Source organism: Rhodospirillales bacterium (assembly GCA_016872535.1).
GTDB lineage: Bacteria > Pseudomonadota > Alphaproteobacteria > Rhodospirillales > 2-12-FULL-67-15 > 2-12-FULL-67-15.
The window spans coordinates 20,297-41,119 of sequence record VGZQ01000023.1; the positions used below are offsets into that span (position 1 = coordinate 20,297).

Sequence of the window (20,823 nt, forward strand, 5' to 3'; positions counted from 1 at the left end):
GGGGAAGCGGTGGCCGCGCGCCTCGGCATCGTCGCCGGCGGCGGAACGCTGCCCAAGCGCCTGATCGATTCCTGCCGCGCGTCCGATCGGCCGTTTTTCGTCGTCGCCCTCGAAGGCCAAGCCGATCCGGCGGTCGTCGCCGATGCGCCGCACGCTTGGGTCCGCCTCGGCGCCGCGGGCGAGGCGATCGCGCGTCTGCGCGCCGAAGGGTGCGCCGAACTGGTGTTCGCGGGTTCAGTACGCCGGCCCTCGCTCGCCGATCTTCGCCCGGACGGCTGGACCGCCTGGTTTCTCGCCCGTACCGGCGCGTTCGCGCTCGGCGACGACGGGCTGCTCGCGGCGCTCGCAGGCGCCCTCGAACGGGAGGAAGGGTTTCGCGTCGTCGCCCCCGAAACCATCGTTCCCGAATTGCTCGCGCGCGAAGGCGCCTACGGCCGCCTCGCGCCCACGCCTGAGGATCACGCCGACATCGCCGCCGCGATCGCCGCCGCCCTCGATCTCGGCGCGCGCGACCAGGGCCAAGCGGCGGTCGCGCGCGACGGCTACGTCGTCACCCTCGAACACGCCGACGGCACCGACGCCATGCTGGCCCGGCTGGCCGAAGAGCCGCCGCCGGCCCAGCCCAAGGGGGTCCTGGCGAAGGTCAAGAAACCCGGCCAGGAAGCGCGCATCGACCTGCCGACCATCGGGCCGGAAACCGTGCGTCTCGCGGCCCGCGCGGGCCTCAGCGGCATCGTCATCGAGGCAGGCGGCGCCCTGGTGGTCGAGCCGGACGAACTCGCTCGCGCCGCCGATGAGAGCGGGGTTTTCGTCACCGGGATGCGCGTGACGCACCCCCCGGCGCATCCGATCCGCCCGCCGCCGCCACCGGAAGGCCCGCTGATCTTCCTGGTCGCGGGCGAGCCCTCAGGCGACGCCCTCGGCGCGCGCCTGATGGCCGCGCTCAAGAGCAAAACCGGAAGCCGCGTCCGCTTCGCCGGCGTCGGCGGGGAAAAAATGGCGGCCGAGGGCCTGGTCAGCCTCTTTCCCATGCGCGAAATCGCGGTGATGGGCCTGCTCGAGGTCCTGCCGCGGATACCCAATATCCTCGCCCGTATCGATGAAACCGTCGAACGCGCCGAGCATTACAATCCCGACGCGGTCGTCACCATCGATTCGCCCGATTTCAGTTTCCGCGTCGCCCGGCGCCTCAAGGGCCTCGACTTTCCGCTTATCCACTACGTCGCACCGACCGTGTGGGCATGGCGGCCGGGACGCGCGCGAAAGATCGCCCGCTTCCTCGACCGCCTGATCGCGCTGTTGCCTTTCGAGCCGCCTTATTTCGAGCGCGAGGGGCTGGCCTGCACCTTCGTCGGCCATCCGGTCCTGGAAAGCGGAGCGGGAACGGGCGACGGCAAGGGGTTCCGCGCGCGTCACGACATTCCGACCGACGCGCCGGTGTTGTGCGTGCTGCCGGGAAGCCGCCGTTCGGAGGTCCGCGCCTTGCTCGCGCCGATGGGCGTCGCGGTCCGGCGCGTCGCTCGCGACGTCGAGGGCCTGCGCGTGATCGTGCCGACTCTTTCGACGGTCGCCGACGACGTGCGCACGGCCACCGCCGCGTGGCCGGGCATTCGGGTCGTCGAGGGAGAACACGAGAAGTACGACGCGTTCGCCGCCGCCGACGCCGCCCTCGCGGCGTCCGGCACCGTTTCGCTCGAACTGGCGATGGCCGGGCTCCCGCACGCGATCGCCTACAAGGTCAATCCGATAACCGCGTGGATCGCGCGGCGCCTGATCCGGGTGCGCTTCGTCAACCTGGTCAATTTGGTTTTAGAGCGTGCGGCAGTGCCGGAATTGCTGCAGGAGGACTGCACCGGCGAGCGGCTCGCCGAAACCGCATTGAGACTCTTGCGTGATAAGGACGCGCGCAAGACGCAAACGGACGCTTTCACCGAAGCCCTCCGCCGCCTCGGCCAAGAACAGGGAATACCATCGGAGCGCGCGGCGGAGGTGGTGCTGGAGGCCATCGCCGAGTATTCTCGAACGCCTTAAGGAGAACGCCATGACTGCCACCGCACCTCAACCCCGGATGCTGCACACCATGATCCGGGTGTTCGACCTGAAACGCTCGCTCGACTTCTACACCCGCGTGCTGGGCATGCGCGTGCTTCGCCAGAAGGAGTACCCGGAAGGGCGATTCACCAATACCTTCGTCGGCTATGGGCCGGAAGAGGAGATGGCGGCGATCGAGCTCACCTACAACTGGGACCAGAAGGAGCCCTACCAGATCGGCACCGGCTACGGGCACATCGCCCTCGGCGTTACCGACATCTACGCCACCTGCGACGCCCTCAAGGCCGCCGGCGCCAAGATCACCCGCCCGCCGGGGCCGATGAAGCACGGCACCACGGTGATCGCCTTCGTCGAGGACCCGGACGGCTACAAGATCGAATTGATCGAGCGGAAGTAATTCACGTTTCTTTGGGCGCGAAGCGGAGCGAGACGCCGTTCAGGCAATAGCGCTGCCCGGTGGGCGCCGGGCCGTCGGGGAACACGTGCCCCAGATGCCCGCCGCAGCGCGCGCAATGGACCTCGGTGCGGCGCATGAAGAAGGACGTGTCTTCGCGGCTGCCGACCGCGCCCGTAAGCGGGGTGTGGAAACTCGGCCAGCCGGTGCCGCTGTCGAACTTGGCCGATGAATCGAACAAAGGCTGATCGCAACCGGCGCAATGATAGCGGCCGGGGCCATATTGCTTATCGAGCGGGCTCGAACGCGGGCGCTCGGTGCCGTGCTGGCGCAGCACCTCATATTGCGCCGGAGTGAGCGTCTTTCGCCACTCGGCGTCGGTCTTGGTCACCGCGAAATTTTCCCCAGACGCTTCGTGGTCGGCCGGTTTCTTGGGCCACATGGGGCGCCTTGTTTCGGCTTGTAACGTGAGAAAGGGCGTATTCGTCACTTCCGTTTATCGAGCGGCACGAACTTGCGTTCGGTCGCGCCGGTGTAGAGCTGGCGCGGCCGGCCGATGCGCTGGGCCGGGTCGCCGATCATCTCGTCCCACTGCGCCATCCAACCGACTGTGCGCGCAACCGCGAACAGCGCGGTGAACAGCGCGGTCGGAATCCCCATCGCCCGGAAGATGATGCCGGAATAGAAGTCGACATTGGGGTAGAGCTTGCGCTGCACGAAATAATCGTCCTCGAGGGCGATGCGCTCGAGTTCGACCGCCATCTCCAGGTCGGGAGAGTTCTTGATGCCGAGCTCGCCCAAGACCTCATGGCAGGTCTTCTGCATAATCTTGGCGCGCGGGTCGTAGTTCTTGTAGACCCGGTGGCCGAAGCCCATCAGACGAACGTTATCCTTGGGGTCCTTGGCGCGCTTGATGAACTCGGGGATGTTCTTCTTGTTGCCGATCTCGGCGAGCATGGTCAGCACCGCCTCGTTGGCGCCGCCATGCGCCGGGCCCCACAGCGAGGCGATGCCGGCGGCGATGCAGGCGAACGGGTTGGCGCCGCTCGATCCCGCGAGCCGCACGGTCGAGGTCGAGGCGTTCTGCTCGTGATCGGCGTGCAGGATCAGAATCCGGTCCATCGCCTTGGCCAGCACCGGGCTCACCTTGTATTCCTCGCACGGCGTCGAGAACAGCATGTGGATGAAATTCTCGGCGTAGCCGAGCGTGTTGCGCGGGTACACGAACGGCTGGCCGATCGAATACTTGTAGGCCGCCGCCGCGATGGTCGGCATCTTGGCGATCAATCGGTGCGACGATATCTCGCGATGGCGCGGATCGTTGATGTCGAGATTGTCGTGATAAAACGCCGCGAGCGCGCCGACCACGCCGCACATCACCGCCATCGGGTGCGAGTCCCGCCGGAACCCGCGGAAAAAGTAGTTCACCTGCTCGTGGATCATCGAGTGGTAGGTGATGTGATGCACGAATTCCTTCTTCTGCGCGGCGTTGGGCAGTTCGCCGTTGAGCAGGAGGTAGCAGACCTCCATGAAATCCGAATTCTCGGCCAGCTGGTCGATCGGGTAGCCTCGATAAAGCAAAACGCCCTGGTCCCCGTCGATGAAAGTGATCTTCGATTCGGTGCTGGCGGTCGAGGTAAAGCTCGGATCGTAAGTGAAGCACCCGGTTTGCCCATAGAGCTTGCGGATGTCGAACACGTCCGGCCCGACGCTGCCCTTGAGGATGGGAAAATCGAACGACTTCCCGGTCCGGTTGTCGGTCACCGTGATGGTGTCCGACTTGGCCTTGCTGGTTGCTTCGTTCATGGATCGACTCCTTTGCAACGATCGGTGAAAGCGGAAAATCAGGCGACGGCGGCGTGTTTCCTGTCGAGCGCATCCTCGATGCGGCCGAGGGTTTCGTCGCGCCCGAGCACGGACATCACCTCGAAAATCGGCGGCGAGATCCCTTCGCCGGTAAGTGCGGCGCGCAAGGGTTGCGCCACCTGGCCGAGCTTGGCGTTCTCGGCTTCGGCGAAACGGCGCACGGCGGCTTCGAGCGCGGCACCGGACCAATCGGTTTCGTCGCGCAGCACGGCGGCGAGGCGGCGCAACCGTTCCTCGGCGCCATCGAGAATCTCCGTGGCCTTGGCCGAGATCGGCAACGGCCGGCGACGGGCGTAGAACGCGGCGCCGGCGGCGAGGTCGCGGAGCGTTTTGGCGCGCTCCTTGAGCCCGCCCATGCCGCGCGCGAGCCGGGCGCGCGCCTCGGGCGCGAGCGACGCGCCGACAATCTTTTCGACCAACGGCGCGACCAGCTCCACAAGCCGCGCGTCGTCCGTTTGGCGCAGGTAATGGCCGTTGAGCGAATCGAGCTTGGCAAAATCGAAGCGCGCGGGCGAGCGGCCGATGCCGGAAAGATCGAACCATTCGATCGCCTGATGATCGTCGATGATCTCGGCGTCGCCGTGGCCCCAGCCGAGGCGCAGCAGATAATTACGCAAGGCTTCCGGCAGGTAGCCCATGTCGCGATAGGCCTCGATGCCGAGCGCGCCGTGGCGCTTGGAGAGCTTGGCCCCGTCGGGCCCGTGAATTAGCGGAATGTGGGCGAAGCGCGGCGGCTCCCAACCGAAGGCGCGATAAAGCTGCACCTGGCGGAAGGTGTTGGTGAGATGATCATCGCCGCGCACCACATGGGTGATACCCATGTCGTGGTCGTCCACCACCACCGCCAGCATGTAGGTCGGCGTGCCGTCGCTGCGCAGCAGCACCATGTCGTCGAGTTGCGCATTGGCGACACGCACTTCGCCCTGCACGAGATCTTCCACCACCGTGTCGCTCTCGGTCGGCGCCCTGAGCCGGATCACGGCATCGACGCCGACGGGCGCCTCGGCTGGGTCGCGGTCGCGCCAGCGTCCGTCGTAGCGGATCGGGCGGCCTTCGCGCCGGGCTTTTTCGCGCATCTCCTCCAACTCGGCCGGGGTGCAGTAGCAGCGGTACGCGCGCCCGGCCGCGAGCAGCTCGCGCGCGGCTTCGGCGTGGCGCTCGCGCCGCGCGAACTGGGAGATCGGTTCGCCATCCCAATCGAGCCCGAGCCACTTCAGGCCGTCGATGATGGCGGCGACCGCTTCCGGCGTCGAGCGCGCCCGGTCGGTATCTTCGATGCGGAGCAAAAAGGTGCCGCCCTCGCCGTAACGCCGCTGGTGTTGGGCGAACAACCAGTTGAACAACGCCGTCCGGGCCCCGCCGATGTGCAGGAATCCGGTGGGCGACGGCGCGAAACGGGTCACGACCTTCATGGCGCGCGGAGGCAATTCTCGGTTAAAATCGGGGCCCAGCAGTCCGACAATGCATATCATAACTTCTTAGCACATGCAGCATGGGGGAAACCCGTATTATTCCCTCGCGATCCGGCGTTAACCCTTTTGTCGAAAGCCGCGCGTGTCTGGAGCGGCTGGTGGCCGAGGAGCAGGATCGACTCGCCCTCTGGTTGCCGGTATGCCTCGGCGCCGGGGTCGGACTCTATTTCGTGCTGTCGGCCGAACCCGCGTGGTGGGTCGGTGTCTTGGCGCTGGCCTTGAGCGTCGGACTTCTCGCCGGATTGCGTCGGCCGACGCCAGCGAGCCTCGGCCGCGTCGCGGCGGGCGCGCTGGTTGCCATCGCAGCGGGATTTATGGCGGCGCAAGTGCGCACAATCGTGGTCGCCGCGCCGGTCCTGGAATCGAAAATCGGTCCGGTCAGCGTTCAAGGACGGATCGTGCAGGTCGAAATCCTGCCGGCGGGAGAGGGGGCGCGCGTCACTCTTGATCGCGTCCGCGCCAGCCAACTGGCGCCGGAACGCACGCCGGAGTTCATTCGTCTCCGTTTGAGGAAACTCCCGCCGGAACCGCTGGTGCCCGGCGACTGGGTCGCGACGCGGGCCGTGCTCGCCCCGCCGCCCGCGCCGGCGGCGCCCGGCGCATACGATTTTCAGCGTCACGCCTATTTCCGGTCGCTCGGCGCAGTCGGTTTCACCGTCGGCGGCATGACGCGCACCGCGCGCGCCGAGGAAAACGCAAGCGGCGAGGGCGCTTTCTGGCGCGGCCTCGAACGGCTGCGCCAGGACTTGACCGGTCGCGTTCAGGCTGCCCTCCCGGGCGCGGGCGGGGCGGTCGCCGCGGCGCTGATGACCGGAGATCGTTCGGCGATTCCGGCGCCGGTCAACGCGGCGATGCGCGATTCCGGCCTCGTCCATTTGCTTTCCATTTCCGGCCTGCACGTCGGATTGGTCGCGGCGATCCTGTTCGTCGGCTTGCGCGCCGTGCTCGCGCTGATACCGCCGATTGCGCTCAATTTTCCGATCAAGAAATGGACGGCGGCGGCGGCGATCCCCGGCACGCTGGCGTATGCCGCGCTCGCCGGCATGGCGGCACCGACCCAGCGCTCCATGATCATGGTCGGCCTGGTGATGATCGCAGTGCTGGTCGACCGGCGCGCGCTGACCATGCGCACGCTCGCCTGGGCCGCGGCGGCAATCCTGCTGGTGCAACCGGAAAGCCTGCTCAACCCCGGATTCCAGATGTCGTTCGCGGCGGTCGCCGCCCTGATCGCCGCCTACGAATGGAAGGGCGAGAACGGCGCGCCGTCCGAGCGAGGCGGATGGATTCGCGGCGCCGCCGGCATGTTCGCCGCCATTGCGGTGACCTCGCTCGTTGCCACCCTCGCCACCACGCCTTACGCCGTCTACCACTTCAACCGCTTCGCCGTGTACGGCATCGCCGCCAACATGGTCGCGGTACCGTTGACCAGCTTCTGGATCATGCCGTGGGCGGTATTGGCGTTCGCGCTGATGCCGTTCGGGCTCGAGGCGGCGGCGCTCGCGCCCATGGGCCTCGGCACCGAATTCTTGATCGCCATCGCCGAAACGGTCGCCGCCTGGCCCGGCGCCGGCATCCTCGCGCCCACCATGCCGACGTGGGGTCTGGTGCTCGCGACCCTGGGCGGCCTATGGCTGTGTCTGATGCGCGGGAAACGGCGGCTGGCCGGAGTTCCGGTCGCGGCCGTCGGCCTCGCGAGCGCGCTTGTTACTACGCCGCCCGATATCCTGATCGACGGCGAAGGCCGACTGCTCGCCGTGCGCACCGAGGCGGGCGGGCTCGCGCTCTCGGCCCCGCGCGGCAATCGCCTGAGCCGCGAAGCGTGGCTACGGCTCGCGGGCGTGGAGGAGGGCGAGGCCTCCCCCTGGCCGCGCCCGGGAGAAGCGGAAAGCGCCGATCGCCTGGGATGCGATTCCATGGGCTGCGTGGTGCGCGCGCGGGGGCGCGCCGTAGCCTTGGTACGCGAACGCGGCGCGCTGATCGAGGATTGCGGCCGGGCCGATCTGGTGGTGAGCGCAATCCCGGCCCGGCGCCTATGCGCGGGGACGTCGCTGATCGACCGCAATGATCTCCGCGCCAAGGGCGCGCACGCGATCTGGATCCGCGCGGAAGGAATCAAGGTTGAGGCGGTCAACGATGGGCGCGGGAACCGGCCGTGGGTGCAAAGGCCGGGGCGTGTTCGGGCGACCGACGCGCCGCTGCCGGAGACTGAAGAAGACGAAAATGAGTGAATAGAAATATCAGTTCACCCCCACCCTAACCCTCCCCCATCAAGGGGGAGGGGATAAATTTGGATTTCCCTCCCCCCTTGCGGGGGAGGGACAGGGTGGGGGGACCATCAGAACGGAAGACGTAAGAAAATTTCTATGCGCACTCGACCAAACTATTAACTTCGGAATCATAACGCCAAGTTCGAATCGGTATCAAAGGGTGCGACGAATATCTCTCAATTAAAGCTGTTTCGTCGCCCATGCCCGCATTTGCGGCTTCCTCAAAAGAATCGAAGAAGTCAACGCGTGTGCTGGTGCGAAGAAAGTATATCGATTTACACGGCTCGCGTTTCATGGACAAAGCCTAGTTCAGTCGTACTTCCGGAGCAAGCCGACCAGGCGGCCCTGCACCTTGATCTGGTCGGGTCCGAAGATGCGGGTTTCGTAGGTACGGTTGGCGGGTTCCAGCGCGATCGAGGCGCCGCGGCGGCGGATTCGCTTCAAGGTGACTTCGTTGTCGCCCTCGATCAGCGCCACCACGATGGCGCCGTTATCGGCGGTGTCGCAGCGGCGGATGACGGCGGTATCGCCGTCGAAAATCCCGGCTTCGATCATCGAATCGCCCTGAACCTCGAGGGCGTAGTGCTCGCCCGCGCCGAGCAGCGCGGCGGGCACCTCGACGGTCGCGGTGTCGCGCAGCGCCTCGATCGGCGTGCCGGCGGCGATGCGCCCGTACATGGGAATCTGCATGGCGTTGCGCGCGGCGGCCGCTTGCGCCGCCGGGGGAAGGCGGAAATCGCCTTTGATCAGCTTGGGCGCGAACCCGGCGCCTTGCGCGGGCGCTCCTTCCATGTTTTCCGGCAGGCGCAGAACTTCCAGCGCGCGGGCGCGGTGGGCCAAGCGGCGGATGAAGCCGCGCTCCTCGAGCCCGGTGATCAAGCGATGGATGCCCGACTTGGATTTCAAATCGAGCGCTTCCTTCATTTCGTCGAAGGACGGCGAAACGCCCGTTTCCTTCAACCGCCGGTCGATGAACACCAACAGCTCGTGCTGCTTTCGGGTTAACATGCTTGCCCTCCGGAGCCATCGGGACGGCGATGGCACAAGATATGGAACAAAGGCGGTACGTTCGCCATTGTTCTAGTTTGGTTCACTATACGTGTCAACAATTATAATGGTCAGACCCCATTGGGATCAGACCCACATTAGGGTTTCACGGCCTTTTTTCGGTAATTCCGGCTGCTCGCCGCTCAATCCCCGCGCAGACGCAGAATGCGCACCCGCTCGCCTTTTCGGATCGCGGGCGCCTTGGCGGGACGAATCACCAGGCAATCGGCGCGGGCGAAGTTGGCCATCATCGAAGAATCCTGGCGCTCGAACGGCGTCGCCACTTCCTCGCCCGCGCCGTTGAAGGCGAGCGCCGAGCGCAGATAGTCCTCGCGGTGATCGTTGGCGGGAAGATCGCGCCCCAGGATCGCGGTCGGCTCGGGCCCAGCGCCGTGGGTAAGTCCGAGCATTTTTGCCATCGCCGGTTTCAGGTACACGGCCGCGCATACCCCGGCCGAGACCGGGTTGCCGGGAAGCCCCAGCACGGAAATGCCGGAGAGCCGCCCGAAGATCAGCGGTTTGCCCGGCCGCATGGCGACCTTGTAGAAGCCGAGATCGAAACCGGAGCGCCCCAACGCCTCGCGCACCAAGTCGTAATCGCCGACCGAGGCGCCGCCGCTGGTGACCAACAGATCGGCGCCGCGCGCGGCTTCGATCATGGAAAGCAGCGCCTTCGGTTCGTCCGGCGCGATGCCGAGATTGATCGGCTCGCCGCCCATTTCGCGCACATACCCGGCGAGCGCGATGCTGTTCGAACTGACGATCTGGTCGGGTCCGAGCGGATCGCCCGGCCACACCACCTCGTTGCCGGTCGCGAGGAGCGCGATACGTGGCCGGCGCCGGACCTGGAGCCAAGGTACATTCATGGACGCCGCCAAGCCTAAATCGCGTGCGGTCAACCGCGTGCCGGCCTTGAGCAACACCTCGCCCGCGCGGAAATCGAGGCCCTGGGGCCTGATCCATTCGCCCGGCTTGGCCGAGACCCGGATGGTCACCTTGTCGCCGTCGCGCGCGGTGTCCTCCTGGATAACAATGGCGTCGGCGCCATCGGGTACCGGCGCGCCGGTAAAAATGCGCGCGCCTGTTCCGGACTCGACCGTTCCTGTGAATCCCGCGCCGGCGGCGGATTCGCCGACCACCCGCAATGTCGTTGGCACCGTTGCCGTATCGGCCGCGCGCACCGCGTAGCCGTCCATGGACGAAACCGCCTTGGGCGGATGGGAGACGCGGGCGGCAACGTCGGCCGCGAGCACGCGCCCGAGCGCGGCGGACAGCCCGACCGTTTCCGCCGGAACGGTCTCGACTCCGGCCAGCACCTTGGCCAGCGCTTCGTCGACCGAAATCATCTTATTTTCCCCGGAACACGCCCGACTTGCCGCCCGCCTTGTAGACGAGCCGGATGTCGGAAATCCGCATGGCGCGGTCGATCGCCTTGCACATGTCGTAAACGGTGAGCGCGGCGACGGCGACGGCGGTGATCGCTTCCATCTCGACACCGGTTTGCCCGGTAACGGCGCAAGTGGCGGCGATATCGACCGCCGTGCGTTTCGGATCGCACGTCAATTCGACCGTGACCGAGGTGAGCCCGAGCGGATGGCAAAGCGGGATCAGGTCGGGCGTGCGCTTGGCGCCCATGATGCCGGCGAGTTGGGCGACGGTCAGCACGTCGCCCTTCTTGACGCCGCCTTGCATGATCCGCTTCAAGGTCGCGGCCTGCATGTAGACGCTGCCCTTGGCGGTGGCGACGCGCGCGGTGGAGGGCTTGGCGCCGACGTCGACCATCACCGCGTTGCCCTTGGCGTCGATGTGGGTGAGCCTACGCGCCATGGGGCTATCCTTTCGCCGCGCGCTTTGCGGCAGGAGGCGCAAGCAACGCGCGGGTCGCGGCGGCGACGTCTTTCGCCCGCATCAGCGATTCCCCGACCAGGAATCCGCCCGCGCCGGCGGCCGCCATGCGCGCGAGATCGGCCGGGGCCGCGAGCCCGCTTTCGGCGACGGAAAAACGGCCGGCGGGAATGCGCGGGATCAGGCGCTCGCCGGTCGCCAGATCGACCTTCAAGGATTTGAGGTCGCGGTTGTTGACTCCGATCAGGGACGATTTCAGCTTGAGGGCACGATCGAGTTCGGCGTCGTCGTGGACTTCGACCATTACGTCCATGCCGAGGCGAAGCGCCTCGCTTTCCAATGCCGCCGCTTCGGCGTCCGTCAGCGCCGCCAGGATCAGCAGCACGGCATCGGCTCCGATCGCGCGGGATTCGACGATCTGATAGGGATCGAGCATGAAGTCCTTGCGCAGCACCGGCAGCGGCGCCGCCTGCCGCGCCTCGGCCACGAATTCGTCCGCACCCTGGAAATAGGGCGCGTCGGTCAGCACGGAGAGGCACGCGGCGCCGCCCTCGGCGTAGGCGCGGGCCAGGCAAGCAACGTCGAAATCGGCGCGGATCAGCCCGGCCGAAGGCGAGGCGCGCTTGATTTCGGCGATCAGGGCGAAACGCCCGGCGGCCCGAGCGGCGGCAAGCGCCTTATGAAAGCCGCGCGGTGGTTCGGCCGCTTGGGCGCGGACGCGCAGTTCGCTTTCGGGCACGGCCTGTTTGCGCGCCGCCACGTGACGACGTTTGTCGGCGCAGATTTTCGCGAGAATGTCGTTCGCCATCGGGGCGCTCACTGCGCCGCGTCCGAGTTGGTGATCCGCACCAGGGCATCGAGCGCCGCCTTGGCGCGGCCCTGGTTGACCGATTGGGCGGCGAGCCTGACGCCGTCGGCTAGGTTCTTCGCCTTGCCGGCGACCAGCAGCGCGGCGCCGGCGTTGAATTCGGCGATGTCGCGGAAAGGATTTGATTTTCCGTCCAATATCTCGCGGATGGCGCGCGCGTTGACTTCCGCGTCGCCGCCCTTGAGCAGCGCCGGATTGACGCGGGCGAGGCCGACGTCCTCGGGCGACACCTCGAAAGTATGCACGCGGCCGTCTTTCCATTCGGCGACGAAGGAGGGCCCGGTGGTGGTCAATTCGTCGAGGCCGTCGCTGCCGTGCACCACCCAGGCGCGCTCGCAGCCGAGCCGACCGAGCACGGCGGCCATCGGCTCGATCCAGGCGCGCGAAAAGCATCCGGTCATCTGGCGCTTGACGCCGGCCGGGTTGGAGAGCGGCCCGAGGATGTTGAAGATCGTGCGCACGCCCAGCTCGCCGCGCGCCGGGCCGACGTGGCGCATGGCGCCGTGATGGCGCGGCGCCATCAGGAACGCGATGCCGGCTTCCTTGAGGGCGCGCTCGACCAGGGCGAAATCGCAATCGAGATTGACGCCGAGGGCCTTGAGCACGTCGGCCGCGCCCGATTTGGAAGATACGGCGCGGTTGCCGTGCTTTGCGACCGGCACGCCCGCGCCGGCGACGATCAACGCCGCCGCCGTGGAAATGTTATACGTGCCCTGCGCGTCGCCGCCGGTGCCGACCACGTCGATGGCTCCGGGCGGCGCCGTGATGCGCGTCATCTTTTCGCGCATGACCGTGACCGCGCCCGCGATTTCCTCGACCGTTTCGCCGCGCACGCGCAAGCCCATCAGGAACCCGCCGATCTGCGCCGCCGTCGCTTCGCCCGACATGATGATGTCGAACGCCGCCGCCGCTTCCGCTTCGCTCAGCGCCTTGCCGTCCGCCACCTTGGCGAGCAGCGGCTTCAACGAACGGGGGGAAGGGGGATGCTCGCTCATGCCGCTTTCCGCGCGCGGGCGATTGCCAGGAAATTGCGCAGGATCGCGTGCCCGTGTTCCGAATGGATACTTTCGGGATGGAACTGGACGCCATGCACCGACTGGGTGCGATGGGAAAGGCCCTGGATCACGCCGTCGTCGCTTTCGGCGGTGATTTCGAGAATGTCGGGCAATCCCTCGCGCGCGACCGTGAGCGAATGGTAACGCGTCGCGTGCAAGGGCGACGGAATGCCGGCGAACAGGCCGCGCCCGTTGTGGCGGATTTCGCTGACCTTGCCGTGCATCGGCTTGGGCGCCCGCACCACGCGCCCGCCGTAGGCCTGGCCGATGGCCTGGTGGCCGAGACAGACGCCGAGCAGCGGAATCCGCCCGGCGTTCCCGCGGATGAGATCGAGGCAGATGCCCGCCTTGTCCGGATCGCACGGCCCGGGGGAAATCACGATTCCTTCGGGCGCCAGCGCCAGGGCCTCGTCGGGCGTGAGCGCGTCGTTGCGCTTGACCAGAACCTCGGCGCCGAGTTCGCCCAGGTAATGGCGCAGGTTGTAGGTGAAACTGTCGTAATTATCGATGAGCAGCAGCATGGATCGAGCCAGAATAAAAAAGCCGGGGGCGGATCATACCGCCCCCCTCCCGATAATGAAAGTTCGCGCTACCGGCCGAAAACGACTTCTTAGACCTCGACCTGGGCGCCGAGCTCGACCACCCGATTGCGGGGCAGTTGGAAGAATTCCGCCGCGCCGGACGCGTTGCGCGTCATCCAGGCGTAAAGATGCTTGCGCCAGATAACCATGTCCGGGGTATCGACCGGAATTACGGTTTCCCGGCTGACGAAATAGGTGATCTGGAACACGTCGTAGAAAAAACCGAGTTGGGCGAGGGAGGCGTTGGCCAACGTCTTCGGAATATCGGGCGTGTCCATGAACCCGAAATGGAGAACGACCTGGCTGATGTTGTCGCCGAAATCCTTGTGGGTCACGCGCCGCTCGGCGGACACAGAGGGCACTTCCTCGATCGCCACCGTCAGCAGCACCACCCGCTCGTGCAGGACCTTGTTGTGCTTGAGGTTGTGCAATAGCGCGGTTGGCACGCCTTCCGCCGCCCGGGTGAGAAAGATCGCCGTGCCTGGCACACGCGCCACGCCCGAAAGGCTTTTCTTGAATTCGTCGATCGACAGAGCCGCCTGAGTACGCCGCGCCAGCAGCAAGCCGCGACCTCGCTTCCAGGTGGTGAGGACGAGGAACATCACGAATCCGATCGCGAGCGGGAACCAGCCGCCGTGAGTGACCTTGGTGACGGTCGCGCCAAAAAACGCGACGTCGAGCAGCAGAAACACGGCGAGGGCAAGCGCGATCTTGCGCCAGCTCCATCGCCACAACGCCAGCATGACCGCACCGATCAGCAGCGTTTCGATCATCATGGTGCTGGTGACCGCGACGCCATAGGCTGCCGCCAAATTGCTCGAGCTCCGGAATCCGAATACGAGCGCCAGCACGCAAATCATCAGCAGCCAATTGACGAAGGGGATGTAGACTTGGCCGATCTCGCGGGCCGAGGTGTGCGGGATCTTCATGCGCGGGATGTAGCCGAGTTGGATCGCCTGCTGGGTGACGGAAAACGCACCCGAGATCGTCGCCTGCGAGGCGATCACGGTCGCCAGTGTCGCCAACACGATCATCGGTGCCAGCGCCCATTCGGGCGACATCCGGAAGAACGGGTTTTCGATGGCGCCGGGACGGACGAGCAACAGTGCCCCCTGGCCAAAATAATTAAGCAGCAAGCCGGGCAGCACGACCAGATACCAGGCGAGCCGGATCGGCAGGCGCCCGAAATGCCCCATATTGGCATAAAGCGCTTCGGCGCCGGTTACGGCGAGCACCACCGAGCCGAGCGCCAGAAATCCAGTCAACCCGTCGTTCCACAAAAACAAAACCGCATAGTGCGGCGACAAAGCCGACAGTACCTTGGGATAGGCCGCGATGTTCTTGACCCCGAGGATCGCCAGCACCACGAACCAAACCAAAACCACGGAACCGAAAAGCGCGCCGACCTTGGCGGTGCCTTGGCGCTGGATCAGGAACAACAGGAACAGAATGATCGCGGTCAACGGCAGGACAACCGGCTCGAACCACGGGCCCATGACGTTGAGACCTTCGACTGCGCTTAGCACCGAAATCGCCGGTGTCAGCATGGCGTCGCCGTAAAACAACGCCGCCGCGAAAATGCCGAGGGTGCCGACGACGCGCGTCAGGATCGGACGCGCCGCCGCCGCCTGGGTCACCAGCGCGAGCAGTGCCACGCTGCCGCCTTCGCCGCGGTTGTCGGCGCGCATCAGGACGATCGCGTACTTGATCGAGACGACGCAGGTGACGGACCAGAAGACGAGCGAGAGCACCCCCAGCACGTGCATGCGATCGATAGGCAAAGGGTGCGCGCCGGCGAACGTTTCCTTGATGGCGTAGAGCGGGCTGGTTCCGATATCGCCGAACACGACGCCGAGCGCCGTGAACATGAGCGCGCCGACGCCGGAAGACGCGATCCTGGCGGGTGCGGCCAAGCCGTCGCCGGAAGCGGCGGGCGCGGGTGCGGACATGCGGTGCGTACAGGGCGGGGGACGTGCCGGTGGGTTGATACCCCCCGCAGGGCAAGCCGGGGAAAGCAAAAATCAGGCGGAATCGCATTTTTCACCCCTTGACCGGGGTACCCCGGAGGGGCCATATCAACGTTACAGTTAACTGTAAGGTTTACCGCCATGCCCGACGCCGTGACCCAAAAGGACCTCTTTGAACCCGCCGAGGCGAGTCTTTATACGCTCGCGATCGAAGGGATGACTTGTGCCTCCTGCGTCGCCCGGGTCGAGAAGGCGTTGGGCGCCGTTCCCGGCGTCCGCCGCGCCGAGGTCAATCTGGCGACCAATGAGGCCCGCGTCGCGGTCCAAAACGACGCCGCCGTCGCCGACCTGCTGCAAGCGGTTGTCAAGGCAGGCTACGGCGCCACCGTCGCACCCGCGCAGATCGATGTCGCCGACGACGAATCGAAAGTGCGCGAACGGGTGCGGCGGGAAGGGTGGACCTTCATGCTCGCCGCGATCCTTACCGTTCCGTTCGTCGCGCACATGATCGGCGCCGTCACCGACACGCACCTGTTTTTGTTTCCCGCTTGGGTGCAGCTTGGCCTCGCCAGCGTCGTCCAGTTCGGCGCCGGAGCGCGTTTTTATGGTCCCGCGTGGCGGTCGCTGCGCGCCGGAACCGGCAACATGGACTTGCTGGTGGTGCTGGGGACGCTCGCCGCCTACGGCCTCAGCGTCTGGCTGATGTTCCGGCCCGAACCGGCAGGACCCGAGGAACTTTATTTCGAGGCCGCGACGGTGGTCATCACCCTGATCCTGCTCGGCAAGTTCCTTGAAACCCGCGCCATGCATTCGACCACCGCGGCGGTGCGCGCCCTGATGAAGCTTCGACCGGAAACGGCGAGGGTTGTTCGGGATGGAATCGAGGTTGAGGTGCCCGCCGCGTCGGTCGCGAGCGGCGAGGTTGTCGTCGTCCGCCCGGGCGAACGCTTGCCGGTCGATGGCGTGGTGATCGAGGGCGTCAGCGAAATCGACGAATCCCTGATAACCGGCGAAAGTCTGCCTGTCGCCAAAAACCCGGACGACAAAGTTACCGGCGGGTCGATCAACGGCAGCGGATTGCTGCGGGTGCGCGCGACCAAGGTCGGCGTGCAATCGACCATCGCGCGTATTATCGCCCTGATTCAGAACGCGCAGGCAAGCAAGGCGCCGATCCAGCGGTTCGTCGATCGGGTCGCGGCGATCTTTGTGCCCATAGTCGTCGTCATCGCGGCCGTTACGACGGTTGGTTGGCTGATGGCCGGAGCCGGAATCGAAGCGGCGATTTTGAATGCCGTCGCCGTGCTGGTAATCGCGTGCCCGTGCGCGCTCGGCTTGGCGACGCCGACCGCGATCATGGTCGGAACCGGGCTCGCCGCGCGTCGTGGCATTTTGATCAAGGACGCCGAAGCGTTGGAACGGGCAAAGGCAATCGGCACGGTCGTCTTCGACAAGACCGGAACCCTGACCGAAGGCAAGCCTAAGGTTTTCGAAATCGTTCCCGCCGGCGGCGAAGACCCGGACGCGCTGCTGCACTTGGCCGCTTCGGCCCAGCGCGGCAGCGAACACCCCCTCGGCCGCGCCGTAGTGGCGAAAGCAGTCGAGGCGAGACTGGCGCTGGCCGAGCCCAAGGATTTTGTCGCTCTTCCCGGCCGGGGCCTGCGCGCCACTGTCGCCGGGCGCGCCATTGCCATCGGCAGCCGCCGGCTGATGAACGAACTGGGCGTCGCCATCGACGCGCTCGAGCCGGCGGCCCAAACGATCGAGACCGAGGGCCGCACCGCCATCTGGATCGCCGATACCCACTCGTCGCGCGCGCTCGGTCTGATCGGCATTGGCGACGCGCCGCGCGAAACCGCCGCCGAGGCCGTTATCCGGCTCAAGGCGAAGGGAATCGAGCCTGTCATGCTGACCGGCGACAATGCGCGTACCGCACGCGCCGTCGCCGGACGGATCGGAATTGAATCGTTGCGCGCGGAGGTCTTGCCCGGCGACAAGGCGAACGAAGTGGCGAAGATTCGCGCCGGGGGGAACGCGGTGGCCATGGTCGGCGACGGTGTCAATGACGCGCCCGCGCTTGCCGCCGCCGATGTCGGCATCGCCATGGGTTCGGGCACCGATGTCGCCATGCACGCCGCCGGCGTGACCCTGATGCGCGGCGATCCCCGGCTGGTGGCGGACGCGATCGACATCTCGCGCGCGACCTCGTCGCGAATCCGCTGGAACTTGTTCTGGGCATTTATTTACAACATCGTCGCCATCCCGGCCGCCGCGCTCGGGCTGCTGACACCGGTGATCGCCGGAGCGGCGATGGCCATGAGCAGCGTTTCGGTGGTCGTCAGTTCGCTGTTGCTGCGCCGCTGGCGCCCGCAACGCTAGGAAAGGACAGACGATGGATACGCTCGCAACGCCTCTCGATATCGGCGCGTGCGCCCAAGCGACCGGCGTGCCCGCCAAGACCATTCGTTATTATGAGAGCATCGGCATCCTGCCGCCGGCGCCGCGCGCCGACAACGGTTACCGCCGCTACGGCGAAAAGGAGATCGAGACTTTGCGCTTCGTCCGCCGCGCCCGCGATCTCGGTTTTTCGCTCGACGAGGTCGCCAAGCTGCTCGCGCTCTGGCGGGACAAGAACCGGGCCAGCGCCGACGTGAAGGCGCTCGCCCTTGAACACGCGCAGGCGCTCGACGAACGGATCGCGAAGCTGAAGACCATGCGCGAAACGATCCTGGCGCTCGCCGCGCGCTGCCACGGCGACCACCGGCCCGATTGCCCGATCCTCGCCGACATCGCGTCCGCACCGGAGAAGACATGAACACATTGCGGCGCAAATCCGGTTCGCGCCGCCTAACGCGGTGGGCGTTGGCCGCCGCCGCGCTCGCGATCGTGGCCGGCGCGGCGTGGCTGTGGCAACAAGCGCGCCCCGAGCCCGAACCGGTGCGCGCCGACGCGGGCGCGCGGCCGGTGCCTTGGTATCTGACCCAGCGGCCGCCCTCGATGCTGGTGACGGCGCCGGACAAGCCGATCCTGCCCGACGACGACGGCGTGCGCGAAAAGGGACACGCCTACGAAGAAGCGCTTGCGCGCGAGGTGCGGCGCACCTATGTGCCGACATCACGACCGGCGGCGCGCGCGCTCCCGGCCGTGCCCGACGATCCGTCACTGCCGCCGTGGCGACGTTACGCCCAACCGGCACCCGAGGCCCACGGCAAGCCGCGCGTGGTCGTGGTCATCGACGACTTGGGTATAGACCGCGCGCGCTCGGCCCGCGCCGCGCTCCTGCCCGGGCCGCTCACGCTCTCTTTTCTCACCTATGCCCAGGATCTCCCCGAACAGACCCGTGCCGCCCGCGCCAACGGCCACGAGCTGATGCTGCACGTGGCGATGGAGCCCAACGACAAGTCCGTCGATCCCGGCCCCAATGTCCTGCTCGTCGGCCAGAGCGCCGAGGAAATCCGCAAGAGCCTGATCTGGGGCTTCGGCCGTTTCGAAGGCTACGTCGGCATCAACAACCACATGGGCAGCCGCTTCACCCGCGACATCGACGGCATGAATGTGGTGATGGAGGAAGTGGGACGGCGGGGGTTGCTGTTCCTGGATTCCCGCACCTCGGGCAAGACTGTCGCCGCCGACTTGGCCCAGCGCCATCGCGTGCCGTTCGAGGAGCGCAATGTTTTCCTCGATGCCGAGGACCGCGCGGGCGAGGCGGAGGCCCGGCTCAAGGAACTGGAAACCCTCGCGCGCCGCCACGGCCAAGCCATTGCCATCGGACATCCCAAGGACCGGACCTTGGACGCGCTCGCCGCGTGGCTGCCGACCCTCGACGCCAAGGGCTTGGTTCTCGTACCCGCGAGCGCGGTTGCCCGCGCCCCAGAAGGCGCGCGTACGGTCCAACGTTGAACCGAACACAGCAAAGGAGAAACGCCCATGTCCACTTACCGAATCGACGGCATGACCTGCCAGGGTTGCGCCAACGCCGTGACCAAGGCGATTCAGGCCGCCGCGCCAAAAGCCAAAGTCGCGGTCGACCTCGCCGCCAAGACGGTGACGGTCGATGACGTCGTCGCCGTCGACGCCGTGCGTGTCGCGGTGCAGGGGGCCGGGTTCACCTACGTCGGCAAGGCCTAGCCGGTTCGCCGCCGTACCCGGCGCGCCAACCAGACGACGATCGCGAACCCCACCGTCGCAGCGACGATGTTGGAGAGCATGGCGGCTTCGTGCCCCCACGCTTCGACGATTACGGCATAGAGCGCGGGCGCGAGCGCGATCGCCATCAGCACCGGCACGGTCATGGCGCCGATCAGCGCGCCGTAGCCGGCCGCGCCGAACAGCACCAGCGGCGCCACCCCGCGCGCGATGGTGACGAGGCCGTTGGAAGCGCCCTGGCCGAACGCGAACGCGAAACCGGCGACAAGCCCGAACGGCAGCAACACCGCGACCAGGGCCAGCGGCGTGAGCCCGATAGCGATCATGGTCAGCGTCAGCGGATGCAGCGCGCCGCCGAAAACGATTTCCCATACCCGGCCCGTCACCTGACCGATACCTTTCAAGGACGCGGCCATGACCGCCGCGTCGTGGGAGAGCCCGAACGCGATCAAGATATCGACGGCGTGGGCCGATAGCGCCGAATTGACGTACATCAGCAGCACGAAGGCGAGCGTCAGCCCGATCACCGCGACCGTACGCTCACGCCCGACCAGCAGACCGGCTCCGCTATCGGCCGCAGCGGCGGTCTTTTCGGACATCGCGACCGTCGGAGCCGACTTTGGCAGAAAGAGCGCGTGCAGCGGCAGGCAGACGAACAAATTGAGCGCGGCGTAGATCCCGAAGGTCGCGCGCCAGCCGAAGGCGGCGAGCAGTTCAGCCCCCAATGGCCAAAACACCGTGGTGGCGAGGCCGCCGTAGAGCGTCAGCACCGAAATCGCGCGTCGCGCGTCCGCGCCGCCGGCCGAGGCGAGCGTCGCGAACGCGGCCTCGTAGAGCATGAAGCGCATGGCGAAGCCGAGTACCGCCCACGCCAAAAAATAGAGCGGCAGCGTCGGCGCCAGCGCCGCGCCCCCGAGCCCAAGCGCGGCCAGACCCGAACCGGTGGCCAATGCGGCGCGGCCGCCCGTCCGGTCGATCAGCTTCCCGGCCGGGCGGGCGACCAGAGCGCCGATCACCAGACTCGCGGAAAATGCGGCGAACACTTCGGTCCGCCCCCAGCCGGTATCGGCGACGATCGGCGTCGCCAGGATCGCCGGGGCATACATGGTGGTGCCCCAGCCGATGATCTGGGTGAGCCCTAGGGTCCGGACTCAATTGGCCCACCATACTACGGCGGCGGCCAAGAACACGCCGGAGAGGAAGACGTCGGCGCGTTTGTCGTAACGGGTGGCGATCCGCCGGAAGTCCTTGAGACGACAGAACATG

At 66.7% G+C, this 20,823-nt stretch carries 19 protein-coding genes; 7 read left to right on the forward strand and 12 right to left on the reverse strand.

Going from position 1 to position 20,823, the window contains the following annotated elements; all coding sequences use genetic code 11:
* Positions 1 to 9 precede the first annotated feature (9 nt).
* Both FJ311_06415 and gloA read left to right on the forward strand, forming a co-directional pair.
* Positions 10 to 2,031: a lipid-A-disaccharide synthase gene (locus FJ311_06415; GenBank protein ID MBM3951070.1), complete on the forward strand. Its 2,022-nt coding sequence runs from the start codon at positions 10 to 12 to the stop codon at positions 2,029 to 2,031.
* Positions 2,032 to 2,041: 10 nt separating this feature from the next.
* A complete protein-coding gene (gloA, locus tag FJ311_06420; protein MBM3951071.1) occupies positions 2,042 to 2,449 on the forward strand; it encodes a lactoylglutathione lyase in 408 nt (135 codons plus the stop codon).
* 1 nt (position 2,450) lies between these two features.
* Here the strand turns inward: gloA and msrB are convergent, their stop codons facing one another.
* Genes msrB through FJ311_06435 form a run of 3 tightly spaced genes read right to left on the reverse strand, consistent with a single transcriptional unit; the run spans position 2,451 to position 5,724 of the window.
* A complete protein-coding gene (gene msrB, locus FJ311_06425; GenBank protein ID MBM3951072.1) occupies positions 2,451 to 2,888 on the reverse strand; it encodes a peptide-methionine (R)-S-oxide reductase MsrB in 438 nt (145 codons plus the stop codon).
* A 44-nt stretch (positions 2,889 to 2,932) separates the two neighbouring features.
* Complete coding sequence (gene gltA / locus FJ311_06430; GenBank protein MBM3951073.1) at positions 2,933 to 4,252, reverse strand: citrate (Si)-synthase; 1,320 nt, start codon at positions 4,250 to 4,252, stop codon at positions 2,933 to 2,935.
* A 38-nt stretch (positions 4,253 to 4,290) separates the two neighbouring features.
* Positions 4,291 to 5,724 (reverse strand): glutamate--tRNA ligase, encoded by a 1,434-nt coding sequence (locus FJ311_06435; GenBank protein ID MBM3951074.1) that lies wholly within the window; start codon positions 5,722 to 5,724, stop codon positions 4,291 to 4,293.
* 80 nt (positions 5,725 to 5,804) lie between these two features.
* Between FJ311_06435 and FJ311_06440 the strand changes: the two genes are divergently transcribed.
* Positions 5,805 to 8,012, forward strand: coding sequence for a ComEC family competence protein (locus FJ311_06440; protein MBM3951075.1), 2,208 nt, complete (start codon positions 5,805 to 5,807; stop codon positions 8,010 to 8,012).
* 348 nt (positions 8,013 to 8,360) lie between these two features.
* On the opposite strand, the gene lexA is transcribed toward FJ311_06440, so the two are convergent.
* From lexA to FJ311_06475, 7 genes are all read right to left on the reverse strand, one after another.
* A complete protein-coding gene (gene lexA / locus FJ311_06445; GenBank protein MBM3951076.1) occupies positions 8,361 to 9,059 on the reverse strand; it encodes a transcriptional repressor LexA in 699 nt (232 codons plus the stop codon).
* Positions 9,060 to 9,241: 182 nt separating this feature from the next.
* Positions 9,242 to 10,444, reverse strand: a complete 1,203-nt coding sequence (locus FJ311_06450) for a molybdopterin molybdotransferase MoeA (protein MBM3951077.1) — start codon at positions 10,442 to 10,444, stop codon at positions 9,242 to 9,244.
* 1 nt (position 10,445) lies between these two features.
* The gene (gene moaC / locus FJ311_06455) at positions 10,446 to 10,925 is read right to left on the reverse strand and encodes a cyclic pyranopterin monophosphate synthase MoaC (protein ID MBM3951078.1); all 480 of its coding nucleotides are present in this window, start codon (positions 10,923 to 10,925) and stop codon (positions 10,446 to 10,448) included.
* A 4-nt stretch (positions 10,926 to 10,929) separates the two neighbouring features.
* Positions 10,930 to 11,751, reverse strand: a complete 822-nt coding sequence (trpC, locus tag FJ311_06460; GenBank protein MBM3951079.1) for an indole-3-glycerol phosphate synthase TrpC — start codon at positions 11,749 to 11,751, stop codon at positions 10,930 to 10,932.
* Positions 11,752 to 11,759: 8 nt separating this feature from the next.
* Positions 11,760 to 12,806, reverse strand: coding sequence for an anthranilate phosphoribosyltransferase (gene trpD, locus FJ311_06465; GenBank protein ID MBM3951080.1), 1,047 nt, complete (start codon positions 12,804 to 12,806; stop codon positions 11,760 to 11,762).
* On the reverse strand, positions 12,803 to 13,387 hold the full coding sequence (locus FJ311_06470; protein MBM3951081.1) for an aminodeoxychorismate/anthranilate synthase component II: 585 nt from the start codon (positions 13,385 to 13,387) through the stop codon (positions 12,803 to 12,805). The genes trpD and FJ311_06470 overlap by 4 nt, the downstream gene beginning before the upstream one ends.
* Positions 13,388 to 13,476: 89 nt before the next feature.
* Positions 13,477 to 15,396 (reverse strand): potassium transporter Kup, encoded by a 1,920-nt coding sequence (locus tag FJ311_06475; protein MBM3951082.1) that lies wholly within the window; start codon positions 15,394 to 15,396, stop codon positions 13,477 to 13,479.
* Positions 15,397 to 15,555: 159 nt separating this feature from the next.
* Between FJ311_06475 and FJ311_06480 the strand changes: the two genes are divergently transcribed.
* Genes FJ311_06480 through FJ311_06495 form a run of 4 tightly spaced genes read left to right on the forward strand, consistent with a single transcriptional unit; the run spans position 15,556 to position 19,539 of the window.
* Complete coding sequence (locus tag FJ311_06480) at positions 15,556 to 17,790, forward strand: copper-translocating P-type ATPase (GenBank protein MBM3951083.1); 2,235 nt, start codon at positions 15,556 to 15,558, stop codon at positions 17,788 to 17,790.
* A 13-nt stretch (positions 17,791 to 17,803) separates the two neighbouring features.
* Entirely contained in the window at positions 17,804 to 18,226 is a 423-nt protein-coding gene (gene cueR / locus FJ311_06485; protein MBM3951084.1) for a Cu(I)-responsive transcriptional regulator, read from the forward strand.
* On the forward strand, positions 18,223 to 19,311 hold the full coding sequence (locus FJ311_06490) for a divergent polysaccharide deacetylase family protein (GenBank protein MBM3951085.1): 1,089 nt from the start codon (positions 18,223 to 18,225) through the stop codon (positions 19,309 to 19,311). Before cueR ends, FJ311_06490 begins: the two co-directional genes overlap by 4 nt.
* Positions 19,312 to 19,338: 27 nt before the next feature.
* A complete protein-coding gene (locus tag FJ311_06495; protein ID MBM3951086.1) occupies positions 19,339 to 19,539 on the forward strand; it encodes a heavy-metal-associated domain-containing protein in 201 nt (66 codons plus the stop codon).
* Here the strand turns inward: FJ311_06495 and FJ311_06500 are convergent.
* Complete coding sequence (locus FJ311_06500; protein MBM3951087.1) at positions 19,536 to 20,663, reverse strand: MFS transporter; 1,128 nt, start codon at positions 20,661 to 20,663, stop codon at positions 19,536 to 19,538. The genes FJ311_06495 and FJ311_06500 overlap by 4 nt on opposite strands.
* A gap of 45 nt (positions 20,664 to 20,708) precedes the next feature.
* The coding region (locus tag FJ311_06505) for an IS5/IS1182 family transposase (GenBank protein MBM3951088.1) at positions 20,709 to 20,823 on the reverse strand (115 nt) is incomplete at its 5' end.

Coding starts and splice junctions, on each gene's coding strand:
- gloA (MBM3951071.1), top strand. CDS start 2,042: ATGACTGCCACCGCACCTCAACCCCGGATGCTGCACACCATGATCCGG.
- msrB (MBM3951072.1), bottom strand. CDS start 2,888: ATGTGGCCCAAGAAACCGGCCGACCACGAAGCGTCTGGGGAAAATTTC.
- gltA (MBM3951073.1), bottom strand. CDS start 4,252: ATGAACGAAGCAACCAGCAAGGCCAAGTCGGACACCATCACGGTGACC.
- FJ311_06435 (MBM3951074.1), bottom strand. CDS start 5,724: ATGAAGGTCGTGACCCGTTTCGCGCCGTCGCCCACCGGATTCCTGCAC.
- FJ311_06440 (MBM3951075.1), top strand. CDS start 5,805: ATGGGGGAAACCCGTATTATTCCCTCGCGATCCGGCGTTAACCCTTTT.
- lexA (MBM3951076.1), bottom strand. CDS start 9,059: ATGTTAACCCGAAAGCAGCACGAGCTGTTGGTGTTCATCGACCGGCGG.
- FJ311_06450 (MBM3951077.1), bottom strand. CDS start 10,444: ATGATTTCGGTCGACGAAGCGCTGGCCAAGGTGCTGGCCGGAGTCGAG.
- moaC (MBM3951078.1), bottom strand. CDS start 10,925: ATGGCGCGTAGGCTCACCCACATCGACGCCAAGGGCAACGCGGTGATG.
- trpC (MBM3951079.1), bottom strand. CDS start 11,751: ATGGCGAACGACATTCTCGCGAAAATCTGCGCCGACAAACGTCGTCAC.
- trpD (MBM3951080.1), bottom strand. CDS start 12,806: ATGAGCGAGCATCCCCCTTCCCCCCGTTCGTTGAAGCCGCTGCTCGCC.
- FJ311_06470 (MBM3951081.1), bottom strand. CDS start 13,387: ATGCTGCTGCTCATCGATAATTACGACAGTTTCACCTACAACCTGCGC.
- FJ311_06475 (MBM3951082.1), bottom strand. CDS start 15,396: ATGTCCGCACCCGCGCCCGCCGCTTCCGGCGACGGCTTGGCCGCACCC.
- FJ311_06480 (MBM3951083.1), top strand. CDS start 15,556: ATGCCCGACGCCGTGACCCAAAAGGACCTCTTTGAACCCGCCGAGGCG.
- cueR (MBM3951084.1), top strand. CDS start 17,804: ATGGATACGCTCGCAACGCCTCTCGATATCGGCGCGTGCGCCCAAGCG.
- FJ311_06490 (MBM3951085.1), top strand. CDS start 18,223: ATGAACACATTGCGGCGCAAATCCGGTTCGCGCCGCCTAACGCGGTGG.
- FJ311_06495 (MBM3951086.1), top strand. CDS start 19,339: ATGTCCACTTACCGAATCGACGGCATGACCTGCCAGGGTTGCGCCAAC.
- FJ311_06500 (MBM3951087.1), bottom strand. CDS start 20,663: ATGTATGCCCCGGCGATCCTGGCGACGCCGATCGTCGCCGATACCGGC.